The 22,879-nt window shown below is 46.9% G+C and carries 19 protein-coding genes, 1 tRNA gene and 1 pseudogene; 6 read left to right on the top strand and 15 right to left on the bottom strand.

Annotated elements, in window-relative coordinates; genetic code table 11:
- The coding region (locus ACIQ1A_RS09890) for a S4 domain-containing protein (RefSeq protein WP_395770903.1) at positions 1 to 379 on the bottom strand (379 nt) is incomplete at its 3' end.
- 315 nt (positions 380 to 694) lie between these two features.
- Here ACIQ1A_RS09890 and ACIQ1A_RS09885 point away from each other — a divergent pair.
- Positions 695 to 3,400 carry an Rne/Rng family ribonuclease gene (locus ACIQ1A_RS09885; RefSeq protein ID WP_395770902.1) on the top strand — a complete coding sequence of 902 codons (2,706 nt, stop codon included), beginning with the start codon at positions 695 to 697 and terminating at the stop codon, positions 3,398 to 3,400.
- Here ACIQ1A_RS09885 and ACIQ1A_RS09880 read toward each other — a convergent pair.
- Positions 3,397 to 4,035: a response regulator gene (locus ACIQ1A_RS09880; RefSeq protein WP_395770901.1), complete on the bottom strand. Its 639-nt coding sequence runs from the start codon at positions 4,033 to 4,035 to the stop codon at positions 3,397 to 3,399. The genes ACIQ1A_RS09885 and ACIQ1A_RS09880 overlap by 4 nt on opposite strands.
- Before the next feature lie 129 nt (positions 4,036 to 4,164).
- Between ACIQ1A_RS09880 and ACIQ1A_RS09875 the strand changes: the two genes are divergently transcribed.
- The 3 genes and pseudogenes from ACIQ1A_RS09875 to ACIQ1A_RS09865 all read left to right on the top strand — a co-directional run.
- Positions 4,165 to 4,827, top strand: a complete 663-nt coding sequence (locus ACIQ1A_RS09875) for an energy transducer TonB (RefSeq protein ID WP_395770900.1) — start codon at positions 4,165 to 4,167, stop codon at positions 4,825 to 4,827.
- A gap of 37 nt (positions 4,828 to 4,864) precedes the next feature.
- A tRNA-Ser gene (locus ACIQ1A_RS09870) sits at positions 4,865 to 4,954 on the top strand.
- 1,513 nt (positions 4,955 to 6,467) lie between these two features.
- Positions 6,468 to 6,590, top strand: a pseudogene (locus tag ACIQ1A_RS09865) (DUF4113 domain-containing protein); the annotation flags it as partial.
- Between the two features lie 11 nt (positions 6,591 to 6,601).
- Here ACIQ1A_RS09865 and ACIQ1A_RS09860 read toward each other — a convergent pair.
- The 12 genes from ACIQ1A_RS09860 to ACIQ1A_RS09805 form a co-directional block, all read right to left on the bottom strand.
- On the bottom strand, positions 6,602 to 6,988 hold the full coding sequence (locus ACIQ1A_RS09860) for a hypothetical protein (protein WP_395770899.1): 387 nt from the start codon (positions 6,986 to 6,988) through the stop codon (positions 6,602 to 6,604).
- 12 nt (positions 6,989 to 7,000) lie between these two features.
- Positions 7,001 to 7,195 carry a hypothetical protein gene (locus ACIQ1A_RS09855; protein WP_395770898.1) on the bottom strand — a complete coding sequence of 65 codons (195 nt, stop codon included), beginning with the start codon at positions 7,193 to 7,195 and terminating at the stop codon, positions 7,001 to 7,003.
- 32 nt (positions 7,196 to 7,227) lie between these two features.
- Entirely contained in the window at positions 7,228 to 8,130 is a 903-nt protein-coding gene (locus ACIQ1A_RS09850; RefSeq protein WP_395770897.1) for an SH3 domain-containing protein, read from the bottom strand.
- Between the two features lie 153 nt (positions 8,131 to 8,283).
- Positions 8,284 to 9,198 (bottom strand): zinc ribbon domain-containing protein, encoded by a 915-nt coding sequence (locus tag ACIQ1A_RS09845; protein WP_395770896.1) that lies wholly within the window; start codon positions 9,196 to 9,198, stop codon positions 8,284 to 8,286.
- A gap of 37 nt (positions 9,199 to 9,235) precedes the next feature.
- Positions 9,236 to 9,871 (bottom strand): TM2 domain-containing protein, encoded by a 636-nt coding sequence (locus ACIQ1A_RS09840; protein WP_395770895.1) that lies wholly within the window; start codon positions 9,869 to 9,871, stop codon positions 9,236 to 9,238.
- 26 nt (positions 9,872 to 9,897) lie between these two features.
- Entirely contained in the window at positions 9,898 to 10,992 is a 1,095-nt protein-coding gene (locus tag ACIQ1A_RS09835) for a ribosomal protein L7/L12 (RefSeq protein WP_395770894.1), read from the bottom strand.
- A gap of 9 nt (positions 10,993 to 11,001) precedes the next feature.
- Entirely contained in the window at positions 11,002 to 12,678 is a 1,677-nt protein-coding gene (locus ACIQ1A_RS09830) for a hypothetical protein (protein ID WP_395770893.1), read from the bottom strand.
- A 19-nt stretch (positions 12,679 to 12,697) separates the two neighbouring features.
- Complete coding sequence (locus ACIQ1A_RS09825) at positions 12,698 to 15,004, bottom strand: hypothetical protein (protein WP_395770892.1); 2,307 nt, start codon at positions 15,002 to 15,004, stop codon at positions 12,698 to 12,700.
- Positions 15,005 to 15,010: 6 nt separating this feature from the next.
- On the bottom strand, positions 15,011 to 16,714 hold the full coding sequence (locus tag ACIQ1A_RS09820) for a hypothetical protein (RefSeq protein ID WP_395770891.1): 1,704 nt from the start codon (positions 16,712 to 16,714) through the stop codon (positions 15,011 to 15,013).
- A gap of 395 nt (positions 16,715 to 17,109) precedes the next feature.
- Entirely contained in the window at positions 17,110 to 17,931 is an 822-nt protein-coding gene (locus tag ACIQ1A_RS09815) for a GIY-YIG nuclease family protein (RefSeq protein ID WP_395770890.1), read from the bottom strand.
- A 302-nt stretch (positions 17,932 to 18,233) separates the two neighbouring features.
- The gene (locus ACIQ1A_RS09810; RefSeq protein ID WP_395770889.1) at positions 18,234 to 18,740 is read right to left on the bottom strand and encodes a hypothetical protein; all 507 of its coding nucleotides are present in this window, start codon (positions 18,738 to 18,740) and stop codon (positions 18,234 to 18,236) included.
- 82 nt (positions 18,741 to 18,822) lie between these two features.
- On the bottom strand, positions 18,823 to 19,017 hold the full coding sequence (locus ACIQ1A_RS09805; RefSeq protein ID WP_395770888.1) for a hypothetical protein: 195 nt from the start codon (positions 19,015 to 19,017) through the stop codon (positions 18,823 to 18,825).
- 231 nt (positions 19,018 to 19,248) lie between these two features.
- Between ACIQ1A_RS09805 and ACIQ1A_RS09800 the strand changes: the two genes are divergently transcribed.
- Entirely contained in the window at positions 19,249 to 21,186 is a 1,938-nt protein-coding gene (locus ACIQ1A_RS09800) for a DUF2779 domain-containing protein (protein WP_395770887.1), read from the top strand.
- A 50-nt stretch (positions 21,187 to 21,236) separates the two neighbouring features.
- Positions 21,237 to 21,659 carry a DUF4113 domain-containing protein gene (locus ACIQ1A_RS09795; RefSeq protein WP_395770905.1) on the top strand — a complete coding sequence of 141 codons (423 nt, stop codon included), beginning with the start codon at positions 21,237 to 21,239 and terminating at the stop codon, positions 21,657 to 21,659.
- 11 nt (positions 21,660 to 21,670) lie between these two features.
- Here the strand turns inward: ACIQ1A_RS09795 and ACIQ1A_RS09790 are convergent, their stop codons facing one another.
- Positions 21,671 to 22,876, bottom strand: coding sequence for a S1C family serine protease (locus tag ACIQ1A_RS09790; RefSeq protein WP_395770886.1), 1,206 nt, complete (start codon positions 22,874 to 22,876; stop codon positions 21,671 to 21,673).
- Positions 22,877 to 22,879: the final 3 nt, after the last annotated feature.

The raw sequence follows: 22,879 nt of genomic DNA, 5'->3' as shown, positions 1-22,879 counted from the left end.
CCTCGATGACCCCGAAGGACACCCCGCTGCCGCCATGAGTGGCAATCCCGGAGGGCTTGTTCAGGACCAACAAGGCTTTGTCCTCAAAAACGACACTGGCCGCCAGGCGCTCGAGCATGGACTTGGGTGGAGCACGGTCAGGATCCGCTTGGTCGATCTTGACCGGCGGGATACGGACTTCGTCCTCCGCTTCCAGACGACTGTCGGGCTTGGCCCGCTTGCCATTGATCCGCACCTGACCGTCACGGATTATCTTGTAAATCAGGCTTCTGGGGGCTCCCTTGAGTTGCCCAAGCAGGAAATTATCCAGCCGTTGCCCGGCCCTGTCATCCGGGACTTTGACCATTTTCACGCCCGGATTCAAGGAAACTCTGTTCATTTTCGTTCCATCTGTTAAACTAGGCGGGCAAGTAAGATGTTGATTTCACTTGTTGCCGGCCGAAAGCCAGTGCCTAGTGTATCCCAATAAGCGCCCCACACTCCCAGGGAGTGACCATGTAAAGCGCTTGGCGGGCTTCATCGAACCTGCATATAGTCCGAACGACGCTCGGCGTGGTTTGGCCCCTTTAACGAAACAACAGATTTGCGCTCCCGTAAGTTCGCTTATGGTCTGGTAGCGCTGAACAATTCGGAAGTGCCTTGAAAGCATGCCGAACTCGGCGATCCTTACGGTAGAGCGCGTGAGGATATTACAATGAAACGTATGTTGATCAATGCCACGCAGGCTGAAGAACTGCGCGTGGCGATTGTGGATGGGCAGCAGCTTTACGATATCGATATCGAGCAACCCGCCAAAGAACAGAAGAAATCCAACATCTACAAGGGCCGCATCGTGCGGCTGGAGCCGTCCCTCGAGGCGGCGTTCGTGGATTACGGCGGCCCCCGTCACGGCTTCCTGCCGCTGAAGGAAATCTCCCGCGATTATTTCGTGCCAGGCGTCGACCCGAACAAGGCCGGCATGAAGGAATACCTGCGCGAGGGCCAGGAAGTCGTCGTTCAGGTTGATAAGGAAGAACGCGGCAACAAAGGCGCCGCGTTGACCACTTATATATCCCTGGCCGGCCGTTACATGGTGCTGATGCCCAATTCACCGACCGCCGGCGGCGTTTCCCGCCGCATCGAAGGCGATGACCGGCAGGCCCTGAAACAGACCATGGATGCTCTGAACATTCCGGACGATATGGGTGTGATCATCCGCACCGCCGGCATGGGCCGCGATGCCGATGAACTGCAATGGGACCTCGATTATCTGATTCAGGTCTGGAAAGCCATCAGCCAGGCTGCACTGTCGAAGCCCTCGCCCTTCCTGATTTACCAGGAATCGCGCCTCATCATCCGCGCCCTGCGCGACTACATGCGTCCCGAAATCGGTGAAGTACTGGTCGATACCGACGAAATCTTCGAGCAGGCCCAGGATTTCATGCAGCTGGTCATGCCGCACAATCTGCGCAAGCTGAAGATGTACCAGGATGATATTCCGCTGTTCAACCGGTTCCAGATTGAATCGCAGATTGAACAGGCCTATGAACGTACCGTGCGTCTGCCCTCCGGTGGCTCCATCGTTCTGGACCAGACTGAAGCGCTGACTGCGGTCGACGTCAACTCCTCGCGCGCCACCAAGGGCGGCGACATCGAAGAGACCGCGCTCAACACCAACCTCGAGGCCACTGAAGAAGTGGCCCGCCAGATGCGTCTGCGCGATCTCGGCGGCCTGGTGGTCATCGACTTCATCGACATGAGCTCCGGCAAACACCAGCGCATGGTCGAAGATCGTCTGCAGCAAGCCCTGAAACTCGACCGCGCCCGCGTGCAGATCGGCAAGATCTCCCGCTTCGGCCTGCTCGAATTGTCACGTCAACGCCTGCGTCCGTCACTGGGTGAATCCAGCCAGATCGTCTGCCCGCGTTGCGACGGCCATGGTCGCATGCGCAGCGTCGAATCCCTGTCGCTGTCCATCCTTCGCCTGTCCGAAGAGCAGGCGATGAAGGATAAAACCGCACAGGTATTGGTGCAGGCACCACCGCAAATCGCCAATTACCTGCTGAATGAAAAGCGCCGGGCCCTGGTTGAAATCGAAAGCCGCCATGAAGCTCCCATCATCATCATTGCCGATGAAGCCTTGGAAACTCCGCATTTCAACGTTACCCGTATCCGTGAAGGCGATCAGCCTGAAGATACCGGCAAGCCGAGTTACCAGCGTGGCGTGCCGCGCAAGCTGGAAGTGCATGCGCTGACCAAAGCACAGCTCAATGTTCCCGCTGAACCGGCGGTCACTCATGTGAAACCAGCACAAATTGCACCGCCACGCCAAACCAGCGCTGGCACTGAAGAATCCACCAAGCAAGTTCCGGCCGCCAAGAAAGCCGGCCTGTTCAGCAAAATTCTCGCCATCTTTGCCGGTGATGCTGCGGATGAGCCGAAGAAAGCCGAGCAGGCGCCGGTGCGTCGCAATGATAATAGCCGCCGCGATCGCCCCGATAACCGAGGCAATGCGCGCAACGCCCAGAACAAGCAACAACGCGGCAATCGTCCTGAGCGCCCTGAACGCACTGAAGAAGAGCGCAAAGTTGCCGATGAACAGCGCAAACAGCGTCGCGAAGAGCAGCAGAAGCGTGAAACCGAACGCAAGGAAGCCCAGCGTGCGGAGAACCAGCGCCGCGAGGCCGAAAAACGCGCGCAACGCGAAGCCGAAGCCGCCGCACGTGACGCTGGCGGACTCAATGCTCAGACCGAGGAAACCGCTGATACGGCTGCTGAAACCGTGACCAAGCTTGCAGATGGCGAGGCCAATCCCATCAATAACGAACTGCAGGCCGATGGCACCCCGCGTCGCCGTCGTGGGCGTCGTGGCGGCCGTCGTCGTCGCCGTCAGGAAGGTGAAACCGCAGGGGCCGTGGATGCGGCCAACGACCAGTCGGAAATGGACTTCGAAGATGCTGATGATGTGCTTTTCGATGCCACATCACCGGAGCAGGATGCCGTCGATGCGCCTGCAGCGGTTGATGCCGATAACGGCAGCCGCCAGCAGCAGTCGGCCATGCCGCGTACTGTACCGGTTATCGTGTCGGCCATTCCGGTTTCTGCCGCCGAATCGGACTTCACCGATCTAGAAACGTCTGTCGAACCGCAGTATGCCGCTTCGATGCAAGCATCTGCAGAATCAGACATCACTTCAGCCGTCGAAGAGCCGTTGGCGCCGGAACCGGTTGTCGCCGCAGAAGACTCTGTCGTTGAGCCGGTCACCCAGCCCGCGCCAGCCGCACAAGCGGAGTTCATCGAACCGAAACCGAAACAGACGGGGTATGTTCCGGTCGCACCGCCATCGTTTTCGATGCCGAATACGCCGAATTCCGGATTCGACTTCACAGTGCGAATCAGTCCGGAAAACAGGGAAGATTAAACCTGCTGCGTAGGCTCGGTGATGCCGTATTGTGCGGCCAACCGGGCCAGCGAAATCGTATCCTGGATTCCTAGTTTTTCAAGTATCCGGTATTTGTGGGTTGCGATAGTTTTCGAGCTGACACAAAGTTTGCGTGCCATATCTTCGGCACGCCATCCCTGGCAGAACAGCAAGGCAATTTCGATTTCCCGGGCACTGAGGCGCTCGAAGGGGGAATCATTTGACCCTTCAAAGGCCATTTTCTGTGCCAGCGCGTTCCCCAGATACCGCTTTCCTCTGGCCACATCCCGGATGGCACGCACCAGTTCATCAGCATCGCAGGCCTTCCCGAGATAACCGCAGGCACCGGCCTCAAGCAGGCGCTTTGGCATTGGACCATCCTGCTGTACTGAAACGATGATGACTTTTGCAGTCACGCTGCCGCGGCTGAGACGCTCCGTAATTTCAAGACCGCTGAGACCGGGCATGTGCAGATCACAGAGCACCACATCGGGCTTGCATGCCCTGATTTTCTGGAGTCCGTCATCCCCGCTTTCGGCTTCGCCAACGACTTGGATATCCAGATGCTGCTGCAGAATGAGGCGGTAACCGGAACGTACGAGGGCGTGATCATCAAGAATAAATACCGAAATCATGTCTTTGCTCCAACTCCAAGGGAAGATGAGTTCAGATTAATAGGAGCACGTAAAGTCCGTAATCGGTGAATTTCTGCATCGTCACTAGGAATTTTCCTATAATGGGGGCCTACCGCCACCGGCCCCATCATGACTTTCGAAACCCTGAAACAGCATTGCCACGACACCGCTCTGCGCATCCGGCAGCGGGAATGGCCACGTCTGGTGCATTGGCTGGAAACGCATAGTCCGCGCAGTTTGTTTCTGAGGGCTTTACTGATCGGACTTTTGCTTTCGGTGCCCTGGCAATGCAGTCGCTGGGTCAATCATGCCTACTTCAGCACTGATGACAATGCCGCCTTGGAAAGCTCCGACCCCCTGCGCGTTCCCGGAAGTCTTTCCGGAAGCATTACCGACATGCCGAACCCGAAGGCGCGCCGCCCTGCTCCGCCTCCCATAACCGCCACTGAAGGGTCTGGACCACTCGAAACCGCTCCGGCTCCGGAATCCGCCCAGACGGTAGCGCAATCACCGCAAGGCAATCATGACGCCGCAGTTCTGGAGCGCGTCGCACCGAAATATCCGGCAACGGCACTTCGCAACAATGACAGCGGCAACGTCACCCTGAACGTCCAGCTGGATGCCAAAGGGCATCCGGACCGGATCCGGATTGAAAAGAGCAGCGGATCGCGTGAGTTGGACCGTGCCGCCCGGGAAGCCGTCATGCAGTGGAAATTCAGTCCGAAAATAGAAAACGGCGCACCTGTTGCTTCCGAACTGCTCATACCGGTTGAATTCAAGCTGGGTGAATGACACCCGAAACCTGCAATTGGGTTTAAAATGTAGCTTCGGAGAGATGGCCGAGTGGTTTAAGGCAGCAGTCTTGAAAACTGCCGTGGGTGTGAGCCCACCGTGGGTTCGAATCCCACTCTCTCCGCCACTTTTTTATACTATATAAAACAATGGCTTGTAAGTAAATATATCGCCTAATTAGCCTAATTTACCCCAATTTTTACCCCAATGTCCAGGCCTGTTTTCGGGCCTGTCTCATAGGCTGTGGGATTCTCTCTATCCACGGATTATCCCGATCACACCGCAGCGCATTTCACTGCCAAGGTGTTCCCGGGGGCTCGCACCCACGGCAGACGCCTACCCCAGAAGGGGGGACATGGGCATGCCTAAGTAGTAGAACTGCACCTCGAAAATATCCCACAAAAATTAAGAAGTGACTTAAGTCAAATTGTTATTTGTGTGAACGATAACGTCAGATAACTAAGTACAAGTTGAGACCCACCTTTGAATTGGACATACCTTTATAAGGTTAAGCACCCAGGTCAAATCCAACACGTTGTGCGTTATACATTGTGTAAAAATTGGTGGTATGATTCGATTGGTTAGCCGTCGTGTGGGCCTGTCTTGATTATTTAAAGCTCACTATCCGAGAAACCTAAAATAACTATAAAATTGGGTTATCTCTAGATTGCCATAAATTGCCTTCTAAGCCGTTATTACATATGGCACGTAGGGGTGTACCTACCCCACCTCATCAAATGGCTTGTACGAGCTTACAGGCAGAAATAAGCGCATTTAAAACAGCGAAACGGAACTAGCTCCCGCAAGTTCGGGGAGGGGGCCGCGGAACGGGGAGGGGCGCCTCTCTGTCCGAGGCCTGGTGACCACCCCACCCCCTTCGGGGGTTTTACACAGGGAGGATAGAGGACTTTAGTGTTTAGGTTTTAATTTAATCAAAGCTGCTTCATAAATTGCTTTTATAAAGCCTTTATATAGCTTTTATATAGCTTTTATAAAGCTTTATATATTTATATATATATATATATATTTATATATAGCTTTATATATTTATATATATATATATATATTTATATATAGCTTTATATATTTATATATTTATATATTTATATATATTTATATATAGCTTTATATGAGCCTAAGTGACAAATAATCAATACCCAATTAGTGCATGTGAAGATCTATATAGATTCAATCCAATTGTTTCTTGAGAAACATTGATGACCGAACTGCGGGGGCTTACTAATCTCTGAGGTGTAATAAGGGGGTTAATACAAGCACTTTATACTCTGTAATGTAATTTTTCTTTAAGACAGCAACAATTTATTTATCTTGTTGATCTTAATATACATACTTTGTTGTTGAATATTGGATCCCCTTCGATTCAATCTGACTAACTCATTTATGTATCTGAGCTCCTGGTCGGCACTCCCCTAGGCTAATAGAGATACCTTTATCGTCCTTGAGGATGTTCGGGCAATCCACAAGGGCATGCTCAAAAAGGGTTATGCCTACAAGAAGTGCGGGGTTGCCCTCCTGGATCTGAACCGCCCTGAGAATCTCCAGGGTGACCTGTTCCAGAGCCCTGTGGTGGGCAATATGGCGGTAATGGACACCTTAGATGCCTCAGCCATAAGTTCGGACGCAACAGCGCCGGGTTTGCTGCTAGTGGCTGGAATGCTCGCCCCGACTGGAGCATGATGCAGAGGAATATATCACCCCATTACACGACCTGGTGGTCGGAATTACCAGGGGCGAGCTGCTGAATATACGAATGTCACTTAAGTGGTTTTTTGCCTACGATTTCAATCCAGATGTCATCGTCCGATTTCATCATATTGCCGCCTAAGAACAAACAATTTTTGTTGTAATGCTGGATTTGACGCTTTGTGGCTTTAGGATCTTTGGCCAAACACATGACCAGAAAACATTGTGACCCATTCTCAATCATTTCAATGTGGCTCTTGCGCTCATTATTTCCGGGATTACTATCTTCATGCTCGCCACTCAAGTAAATGCGGACATGAAGCTTTCCTTCTATCTTTTTAGTCTCGTCCTGCCATACGCGTAAGTATATATTTTGATCATGGCCTATAGCACCCCATGACCAACGTGAGTTTTTCAAGGGCGCATCAAGCTTACGGAAAAATGCATCAAGAGCCATTGGCTACTCCAATTATTTAAACAACATATCAATCATGACGCCGGTTTCGGCATCAATAGCTCTTGCTTTGCCTGAGTTTCTGCCCATCGCGGTCTTCAACGCCGCCTCCATCCCCTGCTTGATGCTTGAGGGATAGCCGGACACGGTAGTGTAGTTCTGCCATTTGCCAAACTGGTCCTGGACCTGGATTTTAACTTTATTGGCCATTGTCTGATTTCATTTTACTGAGCTATTTCGTATCAAAACTGACTGGACTGGTTCGAATCAATGTCGTTTTGCAGCTCTTGCTTTCTCGAAACATACCAGTCAACCAGGCAGCTTTTGTCAAAACATTGGGATTCACGATCTTTCCAACGGCCGGTACTTCGGCGGGTGAACTCGTTTCTATCCGAGGCCAGCGACTTGGCTTTACGGTAGAGGCCTGCCAATTCCAGATCCATTCTTGCCAGCTCGGGGTCCGCACAGATTAATTTTTCAGAAATAGATGAAGCCTTATTGCAATCAAAGCTTGGCTTGATGACAGCTGATTTTTGCAGCATGTCTGGTGGATCACCGAGCCTTTGGCAGCAGGCGAGGAATTCGCCGGAAACCCAGCCCTGCCTGCCAGAAGTAGTTTCGACTGGGACCCAACGTCCTACTTTGGAACCCGTAACTTTTAACAGAGTTCCACCTGGCAGCTTATCCAAGCGGGCCGATTCTAGATTAGGCAACTCTTTAAGAGCAAGCCAGTTATCGCCATTAGGATCTAGACCCGTGACGTAGTAATAACGCATGTCGGAACCGCTTAAAACCTCGGTTTCCGTGGATTTTTGCATGGTTTCCGTAGAGGTAGGAGAAACTTGGGACTGAGATGGAGCCGCGAGTTGGGACGATAAGGCATCGGCCGTAGCCGGAACCTGCTCGGCCTGTTCCATACCCGAATCGTATCTGGAAACGACAAAATAACCGACGGCGCCAATCAACAGAATAAGTATCAATCCGATAAAAGCTAAAATTGGAGCCAGATTGCTTTTGGACTGAGTCTTTCCTACTGCAGCGCCTGAAACAGAGCGCCCAGGTGGTGGCGGAGGAATATGGCGTGACGGACTTTCAGAACCGCTGATTAAGAGGGAGTCCTCATCGCTTTGGTGCGGCAACTTCATCTCAGAAATGGTAGCTCCGCACTTTGCACAGAACTTAGCATTATCATGGATAGAGTTGCTGCAAGAGGAACATTTTCTCATTTAAAATCCTTATAAAATCGAGGTGCCGTAACTTTATCCGAATCAATATGTGAAAATAAATTAAATTTGGATTTATTTATCTTGAGGAACAATTTGTGCACGACATCCATCTGAAAGGATAATCTGATTATTTTGGCGATCTGTTTTTGCTTTAGTAGAACAACTAGTTTTTGATAGTGTTTTCTGTATACTTGGCTCACCACAGGCAGCATAGTCCCAATCGCAAGTAACCTGCTTTCTTCCTCGACTTTCGCACAAAAGCGGATTAGCCTTGTCATAAGGACAGGTTGTACTGGCGGGCGTCCTGGAGAGCTCTTGGGCTGTAAGTTCGTCAGCAGCTTTCCGACGCTCTTCGATCAGAGCTCGTTCTGCCTCGGCCGCCGCCTCTTTAGCTTTGGCCAACTCCAATTCAGCCAATCTTCTGGACTCTTCTTCAGCCGCTCTTCTGGACTCTTCTTCAGCCGCTCTTCTGGACTCTTCTGCCTGTATGGCCATATATTTTTCTTGCGTGGCATTATAATAGCTGTCAGATTCGGAATTAGGCTTGTCACTGTTAGAATCAGAAGACGCAGGTGCTTCAGCCTGCGGTTGATTTCCATTATTGGTATTATCAGAATCACTTAGAACAGCAATAATCACAAATACAAAGATAATTCCAAACGAGATGGTAATAAGTTTCAGCAATGCCTTTCCAACACCACCATCATTTTTCAGCTTACTGTGGTCTGGCCTTGATTGATAACCGATAGAATCGTTCTTTTGCTTTTGGTTTGAGCCTGAAGTGGCCGGCTGTGAGTAGATACTACCGGGCGCGGAACGACTTGGTGGTGGCGGCGGTATAGATCGGGCAGAATCCGTACCGCTAATTGGTGAAGACTCAGCTGGAGCTTTGAGTTCTAAATTAGCGCTTTGGACGTTTGCCCCGCATTTCGGGCAAAACTTGGCAGTATCCTGAATTAAATTATTGCAGAAAGGACAGTTTTTCATAATTTTATCAATTGACCTAAATTTAAGCTAGATGACACTACCAAATGAATTGAAATGGATGCACTTCTTTACTGTTGTACTTTGCATTGAATTCATGATCACTTAATGTTATCAATCGCACTATATCTACTACTATCAAAATAATTACTATAAAGAAAAGTCCCTGCGAGTCAATGATTGCACTAAACATCCAAGCTGCTGGAATTAATAAACCAATACCCCAGTTACCTAAATATAATCTGTGGACTCCAAAGGTACCAAATAGAAATCCTAATAACGCAGCAATACTTTTGCTCTTACCGCGATTTATTGGTCTGTTTTCTACGATTTTATGGGGGCTTATTTCATTTCCATTTTTTTGTTGAACTACCGGCTCATTTTTGGATCCCACCAATTGGCCATCGTTACTATTCTCCAGGTAATCACTATTTAATGGAACTGGCTGTCGTCTTGATGGCGGGGGCGGAATGACTCTTGTCGAATTTAATGACGAATTTGACTCTGACTTTGTATCGATTTTTGAGGTCTCATCTGATTGAACATTATTTGTTATGGCGGCACTATTTTGCGTCAATTGTGGCTCTGCAATAAAGCCTGGAATAACTGAGCCACATTCAGGGCAGTAATTCGTTGAGTCAAGGATTTTGAAACTGCAATTTACACAGGTTTTCATAAATTACTCTTAAATAAATATTTAAATTAGATTACTTCAACTGTTGCGCCCAAGGACTCCAAATCATTTTTTATACTATCTGCATCAGTCTTTGTAACAGATTTATTAATAGTACATGGTGTGTTATTAACTAGGTTTGCAACTTCAGCTAAACTTAGGCCCGTAAAAGCGCGAATAAATTTAATAACCTCTATTTTATTTGCGCCAACAGTCTTTATCTTTATAACGTTTCCAACACTGATTTCAAATATGTTATCAGTGATCTTCTTGGAACATATGGCAATGTTGGCTTCGGAAATGGATTTTGGTAAGACTGGAGTACCAGAGTCTATAGCCGCGCTATCGCTCGAACCATCAGGCCCAAATACATTCTGAATTGGAATGGCAGAAATTCCAACACTCGCAAAGTACATTTCCCAATCGTGATAGCCCATCCAGTCATAATCTTTAATTACTTGTGACTCTATAATTTCACCTTTCTTAACGAGCACTGTGGCAGGAACTGTTTTAATTTGGAAATGTTTTGCTAGCATATACTCTTTGTCGACATCAATTTTTACTAATAAGAAACCATTATTAAAATCTTCAGCAATCTTTTCTAATATCGGTCCATGCTTCTTGCATGGACTGCACCACTCAGCCCAGAAATACATTAAGACAGGCGTATCTTTGTATCTATTGGAAATCGCATCAGTTATTACTCTAGAGACTGACGCCAATGATTTGGTATCTTCTTTATTGAAACCAACCTTTTTGAATTCAGGCCTGGTAATTAAGGGCGCAATAATTTTTTGACCTGTCTCATGAGCTAACGGAATGAAATCAAACCATCCAGACACATCTGCCCTACGGAAATTGTCTGTAGACGGATTCAGGAAAAAACGCATTATCTGAAGCTTTGAATCAAGCGGCACATAGTCATGTTCTGTTACTGCTTCCCAAACCTTGAATAAATGTCTAGCGCATTTTAGCTCAGCTCTGTGGATGGCAAAATGAATAAAATTCGCTTCGGAGTCTTTTAATGAGTTATCCGTTATCCAATTGCAGTATATTTGGAGCTCCTCAAAGCCTGCTGGTGACAAACTGGGCGATCTTGGGTCTAAGAAACCATTGAATGTCATACGTATACCTCAAATCCCTGAAACAACATATTTGAATCTGTTGAATTTATCAATGAAATCCTTGCGGATGAAGTTGTGATAGTAAATCCATGCATCAATATCAGTAGAGTAATCCACATAAGAGCCTTTGATGAGCTCATGATCCTTGGTTCCAAGCCAGATATCCGGTACATTGTCCCGAACTACAAGTCTGCCATTAATTTGAGTAAAAAACCTATTCCAACTCAGGAAATTAAGCTCGCCATCGAGCAAGACATCTCCACGTAATGATTTGACATGAAACACACCGTCGGCGGTAATCACAGACGCGAGCCCAACCCATGTTGACAAGACTGAATTTTCGTCATGCAGGCTCGAATTGTCATCTTCGCAGATTGCGATTACCGGACTTCCTGGCAGCAAATCTTCTATCCTAGTCAGCAAATCTTCGCTGATGTTGCCGCGGCCTGTAGAGCCCGACTGTACGACATGCACAGACCGGTCTGTGCTTTCTTGGCATCGCTGGGAGACAAATGAATATGCTAAGAAAAAAGCATGGACTGCATTGAACCTTTCTTCGAAGTTATCAATAATGATTGGTTCAACCGTAATTTCGTGAGTTTGTTGTTGAATCGTATTGGGAGAAGAATCTAAAATTGGAAAGTCATTGTTAGATTGTGAACTTTGTACAATGTCAATAACACCGCCAATGTTAACAACGCGGGCATCATCCTTTGAACCAGAATGAATTCCTAGGGGCAATTTACGTTCGTTTGCTTCAGTCTTGGCAGCATCATTTACAGATTCTTCTATAACGGAATTTTGAACGGGTACAGGAGGCTGGACAATTGCAGTCATTCCGATGAACGTTTCGAAATCTTCGGCCCGTGAAAGTGCTAGATTGATGGCCTCCCAGGCCATGCCGCTGCTTGACGCCTGTCCTTTATTGAAATCAAGGAACTGTCGGCCGGGATTGCCGCTGGCATCAATGACGCCACCGCCATGGGTCTGAATCGTGGAAGAGTAACTGTTGATGTTGGCCCTGCTGACATCGCTGTTTTCAGCCGACAACCTAACTACACCTGATACCTTGAGAAATTGCTCTGCACCTGAAATTGTCCTGATTTTGATGAAACCCTCTCGCATGGAGTGGTAACCAACACGATTGAGGACGATAGGAAACTCAGTATGTTTTGGCATTCCTTTCACCAACGTAGTCAGCGCGGGAAACTCGACCACTTCTCTGGATTCTGGGTGCTTAAAATACACATTGAGACTTTTGATGAGCTTGGATTGCCTGTTCTCGATTTTAAGTACAAGCAATGTATTGCCTTTGGCCGAACCGGATACGGCCAACGCAGCATCATATTCCAATTTGACCGGAACGGCTGTCTCCCGATCTAAGGATCCGCTGACCATTGATATGAGGTGCAAAGCCCTGGCGTCTGATATGTGAAGATCAGCCGCATTATCCAAAAGAATGGCTTTTGCCTCATCCGGATCGATGCTGTTGTCGAATACCGCCGTTGCGATTTCAATGAAATCCCGATCGGCATCGGACAGATCGACCGATGAATCCAGGTCTTCATTCCGGTCCGCGTCAACATCCTGGCACTCAGACGCCATCACCATAGCTCCGCAAACGCCGCAGAATTTGGCGGTTTCAATCAATGCCGCGCCACAGCCAGCGCATGACATGCCATTCATTTGATTGTGTCCAGGCAGGTCATGGAACCTTGGTGCCGCACTCTATACAGAATTTTGCACCATCGGAAAGAACGCCATTGCAGACTCCGCATTGTTTCTTGGATGCTCCGGATTTATCGTTTTCATTCATTCGTGATTTTCCAGATGCTGAAATTGCGACTTTTGATATCGCGTCTATGGATTTTTCATTCCATTTTTCAGCGCTTTCAGCCGTTTTTTCATGTGCTTTTTCAATACGTGAACTGGCTTCTTTTTGAGCTTCCAGCGATGCCATCATCAGTTTCATCTGCATCTCGGAAGAGGCCTTGCTTGACTCTGACTGCATATCAAGCATCTTCTGGAGCATTTCAGCCTTGACAAATGCTTCACGCGAATCAGCATCGCTTGTGGCCAGCTTTGTGAGCGCATCTGTTGCGCCCTTTTCAGCCAAACCGGTAGCCTGCATGGCAAGCATCTGCGCAGCTGACATTCCCTTCAGCTGATCTCTTTGGGCGAGGTCTATGCTGGCCATGGCCTGTAATTTTTCGCGCTGCAATTCATGCTCAACGCGAAGTCTTTCAATTTCAAGCTCCTGAGTGGACTTTGCTTTTAGTGACTCGACTTCAATCTCTTTAGTAGACTTTTTCAACTGCGCGGCATCGAGTGCCTGCTGTTTGGTCAGATCGTGTTCAAATACTTTCCGCTCGAGTGTAATTTCATGATCGAGGGTTTCAACTTCGTCATTGCGTGCGAAACGTTTCTGATCGCTGAAATCTTCTTTGTCCAAATCACGGCGCGAACGTTCTACATCCCGGTCGATTCTATCAGCCGAAATCTGCGATTCAGCCGCAATCTTTCTTTTTTCGGTTTCATTGGCAGCCGCAATCCTTTCGATGTTCACGTCGTGCTTGAGGTCTGTAGCTAATTGCTCGATCTGGAAAGCATTTTCCTTCTCGACCAACCCTCTGTCCTTGCGGTTGCGGATCAGCTGAGCTTCCCTAAATGCAAATCGAGCCTCATCCATCTCGATATCAGCATATTCCCTATCCAGGCTGCGAAGCCGCTCTTTAAGCAGAGCGCGGGTCTGTATCTTCCAATCAGAATCGACCGTTTTGAAATCTACAACCGCAAACTCACCGACCGGGCCATTCTCGCCTGTTGTGAGATTCGTATTCAGCAGACCATTGATACTTGCTATTACCGATTCACTGTCAATGTTCTCTACTGTCAATTTCCTGCAATAAGGCCGCAGCACTTCGATACACTTGGCGGCGATATCATCGAAATTGACGGAAGGCTGATTGTAACTTACGAAATTGAGATCGAAGACCAGCTCATCGCCATCTTTGGTAAGGATTTTGTTAACGGTAGCATCGCGCTGAGATGCCAACTTTACTCCGGACGGCTTGGGGTTTCCGCACTCATAACAGAACGCTGATCCAAAATCATTCATCGTTGAACAGCGATTGCATTTCCATGATGAATCGTCCCAATCGACATAATTTTTAGCTGCTAATAGATTGAGGTTGGAAAGGATGTTCTCGTCGATCGTCAATTGGTGACGGAATATGCGGCTACCTGGCCGAAAAATAATGCGGGTGGAAATACCTGAATGACTGAGCGCACTGGATCGGAGTTCATCCAATGAGGCCTGCAGCTGTTGGGTATTGGATGGCAAAGCCTGCCCGGTCTGCCAGGCGTTTGCAGGAGCAGGAACCTCGCACATCCTGTCAATCAGAGGGCGGAGAATCGTTTCAGAATGACGGCAGAAATCTTCGATTGTCAGCTGATTGTTATTCGAGAAATAGTGCTGGATAAAACGACCTATCCGGTCCGACACTTCGTCGGAAACTGTGCCGTCTTTGGCAAGACTTCCCGGATCGAGCCAGAGATCAATGGCATACTCGCTATCAACGGATTGCCCTGGAGCGGAAACTGGAGAGAAAGGATTTGGCTTGTGTTTTCCTGTGATTCGCGCAATCGGCAGACCTACAAGATCGGCGACAAGATATAGCTCGGCATTCTTGGGATACTGAGCAGAGACTGCGCTGCTGAAAACCCTGAGCTTATTATCCTCCTTGACAACTATAAAGTAGCCGTAAAGGTTGGGGAATTTAAGCTCATTTTTCGTTTCTTTCGGCTTCTCGCTGAACAGAAGTGCATGTATGAAGCCTGAAAAGCCCGAAGTTGCGGAAGTCGCTCCCTCTTTTACCTTCTGAAGCCTCGAAGCGGAAGAAGCATCCTTTTCGAATTTATGATCAGGAAATAACTCCGCGAGAACCTCGGGAGTCAGCTTGCGGGCAAAATACATCTGCTTTGTATCATTGTTTTCAATACCGGCACTCATATTCGCTCATCCTTTTGACTTGAAGGTCTTGACCACTTGATTATCCTCATCAAGGAAAATCATGATTTTCTGATTAAATCCATCTCCCTTGGCGTCAATCTCGCCGGAGACATACGAACGCCCATTAAACTCCAAAACACCGAACTTGGCATTTTCGGGACCGAATCCGCTGACGCCGACTTCATGCTTGATTGCAGCATACCTTCCTGATTCTATAAGATTATCAATAAAATAGGAATTATTCAGGCCAAAATATGACACGCCCTGCGCCCCCAGGGACTGCTTGAGCCGCTGCCGCACCTCAGACAACAAGGTATTCTTTTGCCTGAATGACTGAAGACCCCCGCCCGACCTCACCCGGCCGAGAACACTGCCGCCCGCAAGGCGGCCGCCAGAAGCATTTGCATCATGGGTTTCCAGGCTGTCTTCCATTCGTCTGCCAACGGGAACGACCCATGGAGCACCATAAAGGGAAAACTGGAGGATTTCCTTCAGCGTTTTGAAGAAATACCTATGGTCGCTTTCCTGAAGCGCATCGGCCAAGACTTTTTGTTTCGCATATGAAAAAGCGCCTCCAAGAGGCATACCATGCTTCTCTATTGCTATAAAAAACTCAGCCGACAATTTAACACTGGAAGGCTTTGAGCAGTCAAAATCATCCTCATCAGTCACCCAGACGGTATTGGATGAAGCCAAAATGGATAGACCACTGGACTTGAAAAACTTGGGAATAAACCCTGTATTCCACCACTTCGAACTGCCGCCGAAACAGGCAAATAAAAAGACGATTGATTCAGGAAATGGGCCATAATCTGAAGGGTCAACCAGAGTATGTTTTTGCGGGGGCATGTATTCGGTGCTGAACATCTGCCCATCATTTCCAGAATTTGGTATGCCTCCGTGAAGGTTGATTACCAGCCTCGATGACCTTTTGAAACCATTGTCTTTGAACTTTCCGTCTATCAGAATCTGTTCATCAGGTATCGTGAAGACATGACCGAAGTCCTCGCCGCCAATTCGCTTGAAAAGCGCTTCACATTCATTAACCCAGTGGGAATCGAAATTCGATAAAGCAATCCATTCACCGCCTGAACCATGATCCATGCGGTCAAGGGAAGTCAAGTACTCGCTCCAGACTGTAAAATCGTCAAATGGTATACGGCCAACAGGAACAAACCCAACAATCTCGTCAACGCCAATCCGGGCTAATGACTCCCTGTATTTAACACCCTTGCTGAAGGTTCTCTCAGATTGAAAATCAACAACAGAATCGACAACCATTCTTTGACTTGCATAAAACAAATCGGATTCCAAATCGATTTCATGTGACCCTTCCGAGATCCGGCATGTCGGTACAGATTTTGATGAGCCAATAAGACAGAGACAATCAATGGCTCCCTGGCTTGCTAGATTTGCAGCCGACTGCCGCACTCCACCGACTGTCGAGAATCGCTCGACTGACGAATTGGGATATTTAGCTTTCAGCCATTCTAAATGCTCGCCATGTAGATCATGGCCAAGGACGAACAGCGCCCGGACCTCTTGATTTGCAATTATCGGTCCGTAAGCATTCGTTGAGATTGGCTTGTCTTGCTCAGTAAGCTCATGTTTAATCGAGCCATCATTAGCAAGATGGCCATGATTAAGCTTACCGCAAGCACTGCAATATTTTTCTATCGATATTTTTTTACCGCAGCCAGTACAGAACATTGAATACGATTTCTATAAATAACTAACTAATTGAATACATAGTACGTATTCAATATCTCAAAAAATGAGAATGCCAATAGATAATTGAATATTAACAGTATAACAAACAAAAATTTAGGCTACACCCCCGAATTTTCTTTAGTTAACAGTTACTTCACAATTTGCAGCCCAAAGACCCTCAGCAATATAGACCTGAGCATTTTCTCCCACTCATTCAGGCAGCGTGTAGAAGATCCTGCGCTCACTGGGAGGCGTTGGACAAGTGACTTCTGGGCCTACTGCCACTGACTGCAAGGAGAAGCCAGCCTGTGGCATGAGGCAGAAGAATGTGTTCACGTGCTTACAATGAGATGAGCTGAGTTGCCTAGAGCAATATACTGAAAATTTAATAGAATTTAGTTCTTGTTATAACCGTGAGTTCGGCTAGCTAAAACTTCTTTCCAATGACTTTCACGAACGTCAATTTCTGATAATGACTGAGTATCAGTAATTTCAAGCACTGAAAATTGAAAGTTTTTTGCATAGTCAGATCCTTTTTCGCTCAAGAGCTTTCTAAGATCAACGTCGCCGCCATGGCCGCTTTTAGAGTATTCTGACCATCTTTGCCAGATTCCTTTTCTACCATCAGCTTTTCCAACATAAAATCTTCCAGTAGCAAGGTCAGTGATTAGATATATGCCTGGAATCCCTAATCCTCCTCGCCAGCTATCTACTCCTTGGCTGACTATAAGGTCAAGAATTTCTTTCTTTATTCTTACATTTTCATGACCTGGGAAGTCTTGAACTGCTATACGGTTAGCCTTAATTTCATTAATTTTAAATTTATCTTTCAATTTATTGAAATAAGGATATGACTGCCTACTAGATCTCTCAAAACTGATAATAGCTCTTCCAGCCAATAAATTATCATCGGCAAGCTGTTGAGTGCTATATTTATAACGACGTGCATTTTTCTCATAAAATACTTTGCTTCCATGTGATATATAAAGTCCAGCGAAGAGCCACATATTTTTCTTATCAGGTATCTGAATTAAAGAAAGAATGTATTTATTCGAAAAGTTTTTTTTGGTTTGTATCTCTTGCCACTCCTTAAACCTACCTGATAAAAATTCATTTAATGGGTCTTCTCCAACTGTATTTTTTACTGCTAAGTGAACCTTGCAGTCAGAATCATCAAATTGTGGATATGACATTTTTAATATTTGAAGAAGATTCATAGAATTTATCCAAAAAATGCAACTAATGTTAGTAAGAAACTATTTACTCTCAGTACAAATTCTGCCCGACAGCCAGTCGTTACGATAATCTAACTATTCTCTCCATCGCATGTAATTCTGTTGCTGCAGCTCGACTTTGAAAGCTTCTTTTGTAATCTTGGCGAGCCGCAAATAGAGTAATTACATGAACACATCGCAGGCTGATCTTGGCGGCTCACGCACTTCAAGGGCTCATTTGCACCATATTCACAGCTATTATTTGCTGACATATCAGGCAAATCTGCCTGACCATATGATGCTTTTTAGACTCTGAACTCAAAATAATCGTTATCAACGTCATTCATATCACAAAATATATCTAATCCAGCTGAAGGAATTTTTTCAATCTCAGATGCATATAAAACTTCTATATTGATATAGATACAGAATCTATTTTCGTCAATTTCAAAAGACCGCACAAACTCAATATTGCCTTCTTCAATATCAATTTCCTGGGACTTATACCTATTTGAAGAGTCAGTGACTATACAGCAACCATCTTCATCATCAAAGCCATTTGTCTCAATGTATTTGATAAAATCATCGAATGCTTCTTTTGATTTATTAACATCAGTTATCCAAAATTCGTCATCTTCTTGGTCTGATAAATCTTCAGTGCTTTGTTTTGGGAGATCCTTTATTCCCCATTGATATAATTCATGAATACTAATTAGATGATTTGATAGCTTTTGAACCTTATCTACAACCTGTTTTGTAGAGAGGCCATCGTGACTATCAATATAAAAACCGACTACAGTTTGCAAATCCATGTCTTTTTCCTTTTATGATTTAACTTTATTGCCTGTATTTGCTTTCTAGTTCAAAAGTAGTTCATTAGTCTGTACGAACTCATTAGTCAAAAAGCATGTCAATCATTGCGCCAGTTTCCGCATCTATTGCTCTGGCCTTTCCTGAATTTTTACCCATGGCGGTTTTTAAGGCAGCTTCCATACCCTGCTTAATGCTCGATGGGTAGCCTGACACGGTACTGTAGTTCTGCCATTTACCGAATTGATCCTGGACCTGAATTTTGACTTTATTGGGCATTGCTTCAAATCCTTTTATTATAAATACACTGGTCGCTCAAAAACACACAACTAATTGATTTCATAAACAATACGGCAATTATTAGACAATTACTATAGTCTGTATTGTGTAGCACTAACTCTAGGTATTTATCCTATATATCAAGAAGATACATTGCACATAAAATCAATTAGTTATCAATGGTATGCGCTGATTGGTTTATAGTGAATTGAATACACTGAGGCTTCATTAATGGCTAAACCGCGTTATCTCACTAAGTCCCGCTTCAAGCTGGCCATTGAATGTCCGACCAAGCTTTTCTATTACGGAAAGCCCAAAGAGTATATGGACACCAGTGCCGAGGATGCCTTTCTGCAGGCTCTTGCCGAGGGCGGATTCCAGGTGGGTGAAATGGCGAAATTGCTGTACCCAGGTGGCCATGAGATCACCAGCAAGGTCCATCAGGAGGCGCTCGATCAGACGGCTGATTTGCTCCGCCAGGACTCGGTGGTGCTCTATGAGCCTGCCTTTCTGTTTAAGAATCTGTTTATCCGTGTCGATATCCTGGTCAAGACGGGCAATCATTTCCAGCTGATTGAGGTCAAGGCAAAGTCCTATAACCCGAATGAGCCCGATATCCTCGGCAAGCGGGGTGGAATCAGTACCTCATACCTACCCTACCTTCAAGACATTGCCTTTCAGCGTTATGTCCTCAGCAACGCCCATCCTGAGGCTCAGATCGAAAGCTTTTTGATGATGGCGGATAAATCGAAGGTTTCCCCTATCGGTGGTCTGAATCAGCTCTTTAAGATCAAGCGTCACTCAAAAGGTGCCGAGGTCATTCTTGCCCACGATGCAGCCACTATCGCCCTGCAATGCAGGGATTTATTGTTTCGTGTACCTGTTGACGAATACATCAATACCATTTTTTCGGAGGGAATCGAGTTTCCAGGCGGTTTCGGTGTGCTACCCGAGCTTTCGGAAGCCTGGGCTGAGGCATATCGAGCGGACAGGAAGATCAGCCCCGTCCCCACCTCTGAATGTGCCAAATGCCAGTACAGGGCGAAACCAGGGTCTAAACTCAAAAGCGGGCTTCATGAATGCCTGAACGAGGCTTTTGGACTGAGTCACGAACAGGTCAACCAGGGCACAGTCTTAGACCTTTATTCCAGTGCTAGGAAGACGGCACTTCTCCAGCAGGGAAAGATCCTCCTCAATACCAAGACCCTGTCTCAGGATGACATCGGATACAAGACTGGGGATCAGGGACTGACCATTACCGAAAGGCAATGGATGCAGATTACGGGGGAAATCCCAGTGCCCTACAATCAAGGTGGCTTTTACCTGGATACGGTCATGATTCAGAAGGCCATGACCTCCTGGACTTTCCCGTGGCACATGATTGATTTCGAAACCTCTACAACGGCACTTCCCTTCTTCAAGGGGATGCGTCCCTATGAAAGCACGGCATTCCAGTTCTCGCATCACATCATTCATGCCGACGGTAGGGTTGAGCATGTGGGTCAGTTCCTCATGGCCGAACCGAACGCCAATCCTAATATCGCATTCGTGAGAGCTCTGAAAGCCGAGTTGGATAAGGATAATGGCACTGTATTCCGCTGGGCGACCCATGAAAACACCATCCTCAGCCATGTGCTCAAGCAGCTGAATGCGTCAAAGAACCCGCCTGAGGACAAGGATGCTCTGATTGAATTCATCGAAAGCATTCTCAAGGATGGCAACCGTGCCATGGTCGATCTGTGTGACCTGGCCAAGCGCGCGTACTACCATCCTGATACCAAAGGCAGTTCGTCCATCAAGGTGGTGCTGCCAGCGGTCTTGAAGTCCTCGGAGTTTCTCAAGACGAAGTACTCGAAGCCCATTTATGGAAGTTCTCAGGGAATCCCCAGCATTAACTATGTTGATCATATCTGGTGGGTTGAGCGTGACGGCCAAGCCGTCGGACCCTATGATCTGCTTAAGGAGCTCAGTAGAGAATTGTCTGGGAGTGCGACAGACCTTGACATTGCTGATGGCGGAGCAGCCATTGCAGCCTTCAGCCGCCTCCAGTTCGAGGATCTGGATGATGCAGAAAGACAGGCTATCAAGCTGGGTCTACTTCGTTATTGCGAGGTAGATACCCTGGCTATGGTGATGATTGCCGAGGCTTGGACTGATTGCAGCAGATAGCAGCCACGTTCGCCATCCGTGCCTGTGAAAAACTCCGTAAACGGGGCCTGGTGGCCTCTGGAGTTTGGGTATTTGCCCAGACCGATGGGTTCAGGCTGGACCTGCCCCAGCACTACCCCAGTCGGGCTGTAGCCCTCCCCCAACCCACGGTGGATACCCGGCTTGTCCTGGAGGCTGTTCGGGCTCTCCTCAGAGGAATGCTCAAAAAGGGCTACGCCTACAAGAAATGCGGGGTCGGGTTACTGGATCTGAGCCGACCCGAGGATTTACAGGGAGACCTGTTCCAGAGCCCAACAATGGGCTCAAAGGCTGTCATGGACACCCTGGATGCCATCAATCGGAAGTTTGGACGGGGCACGGTGGGGTTTGCTGCCAGTGGCTGGAAGACCAACCCGGCCTGGGGAATGAAACAAAAAAAAATATCCCCCTGTTTCACAACCAATTGGGGGGATATTCCAACAACACTTTGTTAGTATCCAATGATCTATTTTATTGGCTTCATGTTAGATGCTAGATATTCACCAGGTTTATTTTCACCGCTGTATTCAAACTTACCATCGCCATCTACGTCCATGAGAGTTACTTCTGGATATCCATCACGATCGGCATCAAAAGCAACTATCACTGTAGACGAACTTTCATCTTCAATAATGTACATAATTCCAAACTTTTTATTATCCGGGACAACCATTAGCATATCGACGGTACCATTACAGTCAGAGTCAATATTAGATACAGTCGTCATTCCCCAGTCTTTATCGTTCTCGCGTTCTGTACTGAGTTCAGTAACTTTGCACTTAGATACTTTGCTTGGAGATGCGGCTACTTTAGAGCCATCCTGAGCTAGAAAATTGACTATTTCAGCAGAAGAAACTGCATAATTCATACCTGGAGCACTTGGGTTACCAAAGCTGTTGATGCCAATCAACCTTCCATTTTTGTCTAACAATGGGCCGCCAGAATTACCCGGATTAATAGGCGTTTGAGTCTGAATTACACTTGCTTTATAGGTGATTGAGTTATCGCTTGTTTTCCATGTGTAGTCACTGCGAACTTGACTTACGTACCCTCTTGTATATGACCAAATCTCACCTTTGGGATGACCGATAGCATGTGCGTCATCACCAACATTAGGCACTAATTTAGTTTCAATCTGAATAGGTGTAATGTAACTAGGGATCGAGGTTACTTTGATTAAAGCCAAGTCACTATAGTCATTGTATTTATAAACCTCACCTATTTTAGATTGAATATCTTTAGTATCAATTGATGATCCAAGAGGCTTAAAAAATACCTCTACATATTTTTCACTGCCTACAACATGTTTATTTGTCAAGATGTATCCATCATTACTTATTATTACACCACTACCCATGCCATCATCAGTAGCAATGATTACTGTTGCCAATGCACCTTTTTGAAAGATGCTAGCCTCGGCACTTCCACGCAATGTTGTTGACTGTTCTTGCTTAGAAGTCAGAAGTCCAGCTGCAATAGATAACTTGTTGAGCCCGGGAATGCTTAGGCCGTTAGAAACAGTTTTACTGGTATTTGAATTACTATCATAACTGCCGATATATGATTTATATTTAGATTGCATATCGTCTGATGATACAGCATCAGCTGCATAAGCAACCCCTGGAATAATAAGCACAGCAGTAAAATATATTTTTGATACTAATTTATACATAAA

It is taken from the genome of Arenimonas sp., from assembly GCF_044353605.1.
Classification (GTDB): domain Bacteria; phylum Pseudomonadota; class Gammaproteobacteria; order Xanthomonadales; family Xanthomonadaceae; genus Arenimonas.
The sequence above is the reverse complement of the archived record's forward strand: the minus strand, read 5'-3'. Positions and strand labels throughout refer to the sequence as shown.

Coding starts and splice junctions, on each gene's coding strand:
- ACIQ1A_RS09885 (WP_395770902.1), top strand. CDS start 695: ATGAAACGTATGTTGATCAATGCCACGCAGGCTGAAGAACTGCGCGTG.
- ACIQ1A_RS09880 (WP_395770901.1), bottom strand. CDS start 4,035: ATGATTTCGGTATTTATTCTTGATGATCACGCCCTCGTACGTTCCGGT.
- ACIQ1A_RS09875 (WP_395770900.1), top strand. CDS start 4,165: ATGACTTTCGAAACCCTGAAACAGCATTGCCACGACACCGCTCTGCGC.
- ACIQ1A_RS09860 (WP_395770899.1), bottom strand. CDS start 6,988: ATGGCTCTTGATGCATTTTTCCGTAAGCTTGATGCGCCCTTGAAAAAC.
- ACIQ1A_RS09855 (WP_395770898.1), bottom strand. CDS start 7,195: ATGGCCAATAAAGTTAAAATCCAGGTCCAGGACCAGTTTGGCAAATGG.
- ACIQ1A_RS09850 (WP_395770897.1), bottom strand. CDS start 8,130: ATGAAGTTGCCGCACCAAAGCGATGAGGACTCCCTCTTAATCAGCGGT.
- ACIQ1A_RS09845 (WP_395770896.1), bottom strand. CDS start 9,198: ATGAAAAACTGTCCTTTCTGCAATAATTTAATTCAGGATACTGCCAAG.
- ACIQ1A_RS09840 (WP_395770895.1), bottom strand. CDS start 9,871: ATGAAAACCTGTGTAAATTGCAGTTTCAAAATCCTTGACTCAACGAAT.
- ACIQ1A_RS09835 (WP_395770894.1), bottom strand. CDS start 10,992: ATGACATTCAATGGTTTCTTAGACCCAAGATCGCCCAGTTTGTCACCA.
- ACIQ1A_RS09830 (WP_395770893.1), bottom strand. CDS start 12,678: ATGAATGGCATGTCATGCGCTGGCTGTGGCGCGGCATTGATTGAAACC.
- ACIQ1A_RS09825 (WP_395770892.1), bottom strand. CDS start 15,004: ATGAGTGCCGGTATTGAAAACAATGATACAAAGCAGATGTATTTTGCC.
- ACIQ1A_RS09820 (WP_395770891.1), bottom strand. CDS start 16,714: ATGTTCTGTACTGGCTGCGGTAAAAAAATATCGATAGAAAAATATTGC.
- ACIQ1A_RS09815 (WP_395770890.1), bottom strand. CDS start 17,931: ATGAATCTTCTTCAAATATTAAAAATGTCATATCCACAATTTGATGAT.
- ACIQ1A_RS09810 (WP_395770889.1), bottom strand. CDS start 18,740: ATGGATTTGCAAACTGTAGTCGGTTTTTATATTGATAGTCACGATGGC.
- ACIQ1A_RS09805 (WP_395770888.1), bottom strand. CDS start 19,017: ATGCCCAATAAAGTCAAAATTCAGGTCCAGGATCAATTCGGTAAATGG.
- ACIQ1A_RS09800 (WP_395770887.1), top strand. CDS start 19,249: ATGGCTAAACCGCGTTATCTCACTAAGTCCCGCTTCAAGCTGGCCATT.
- ACIQ1A_RS09790 (WP_395770886.1), bottom strand. CDS start 22,876: ATGTATAAATTAGTATCAAAAATATATTTTACTGCTGTGCTTATTATT.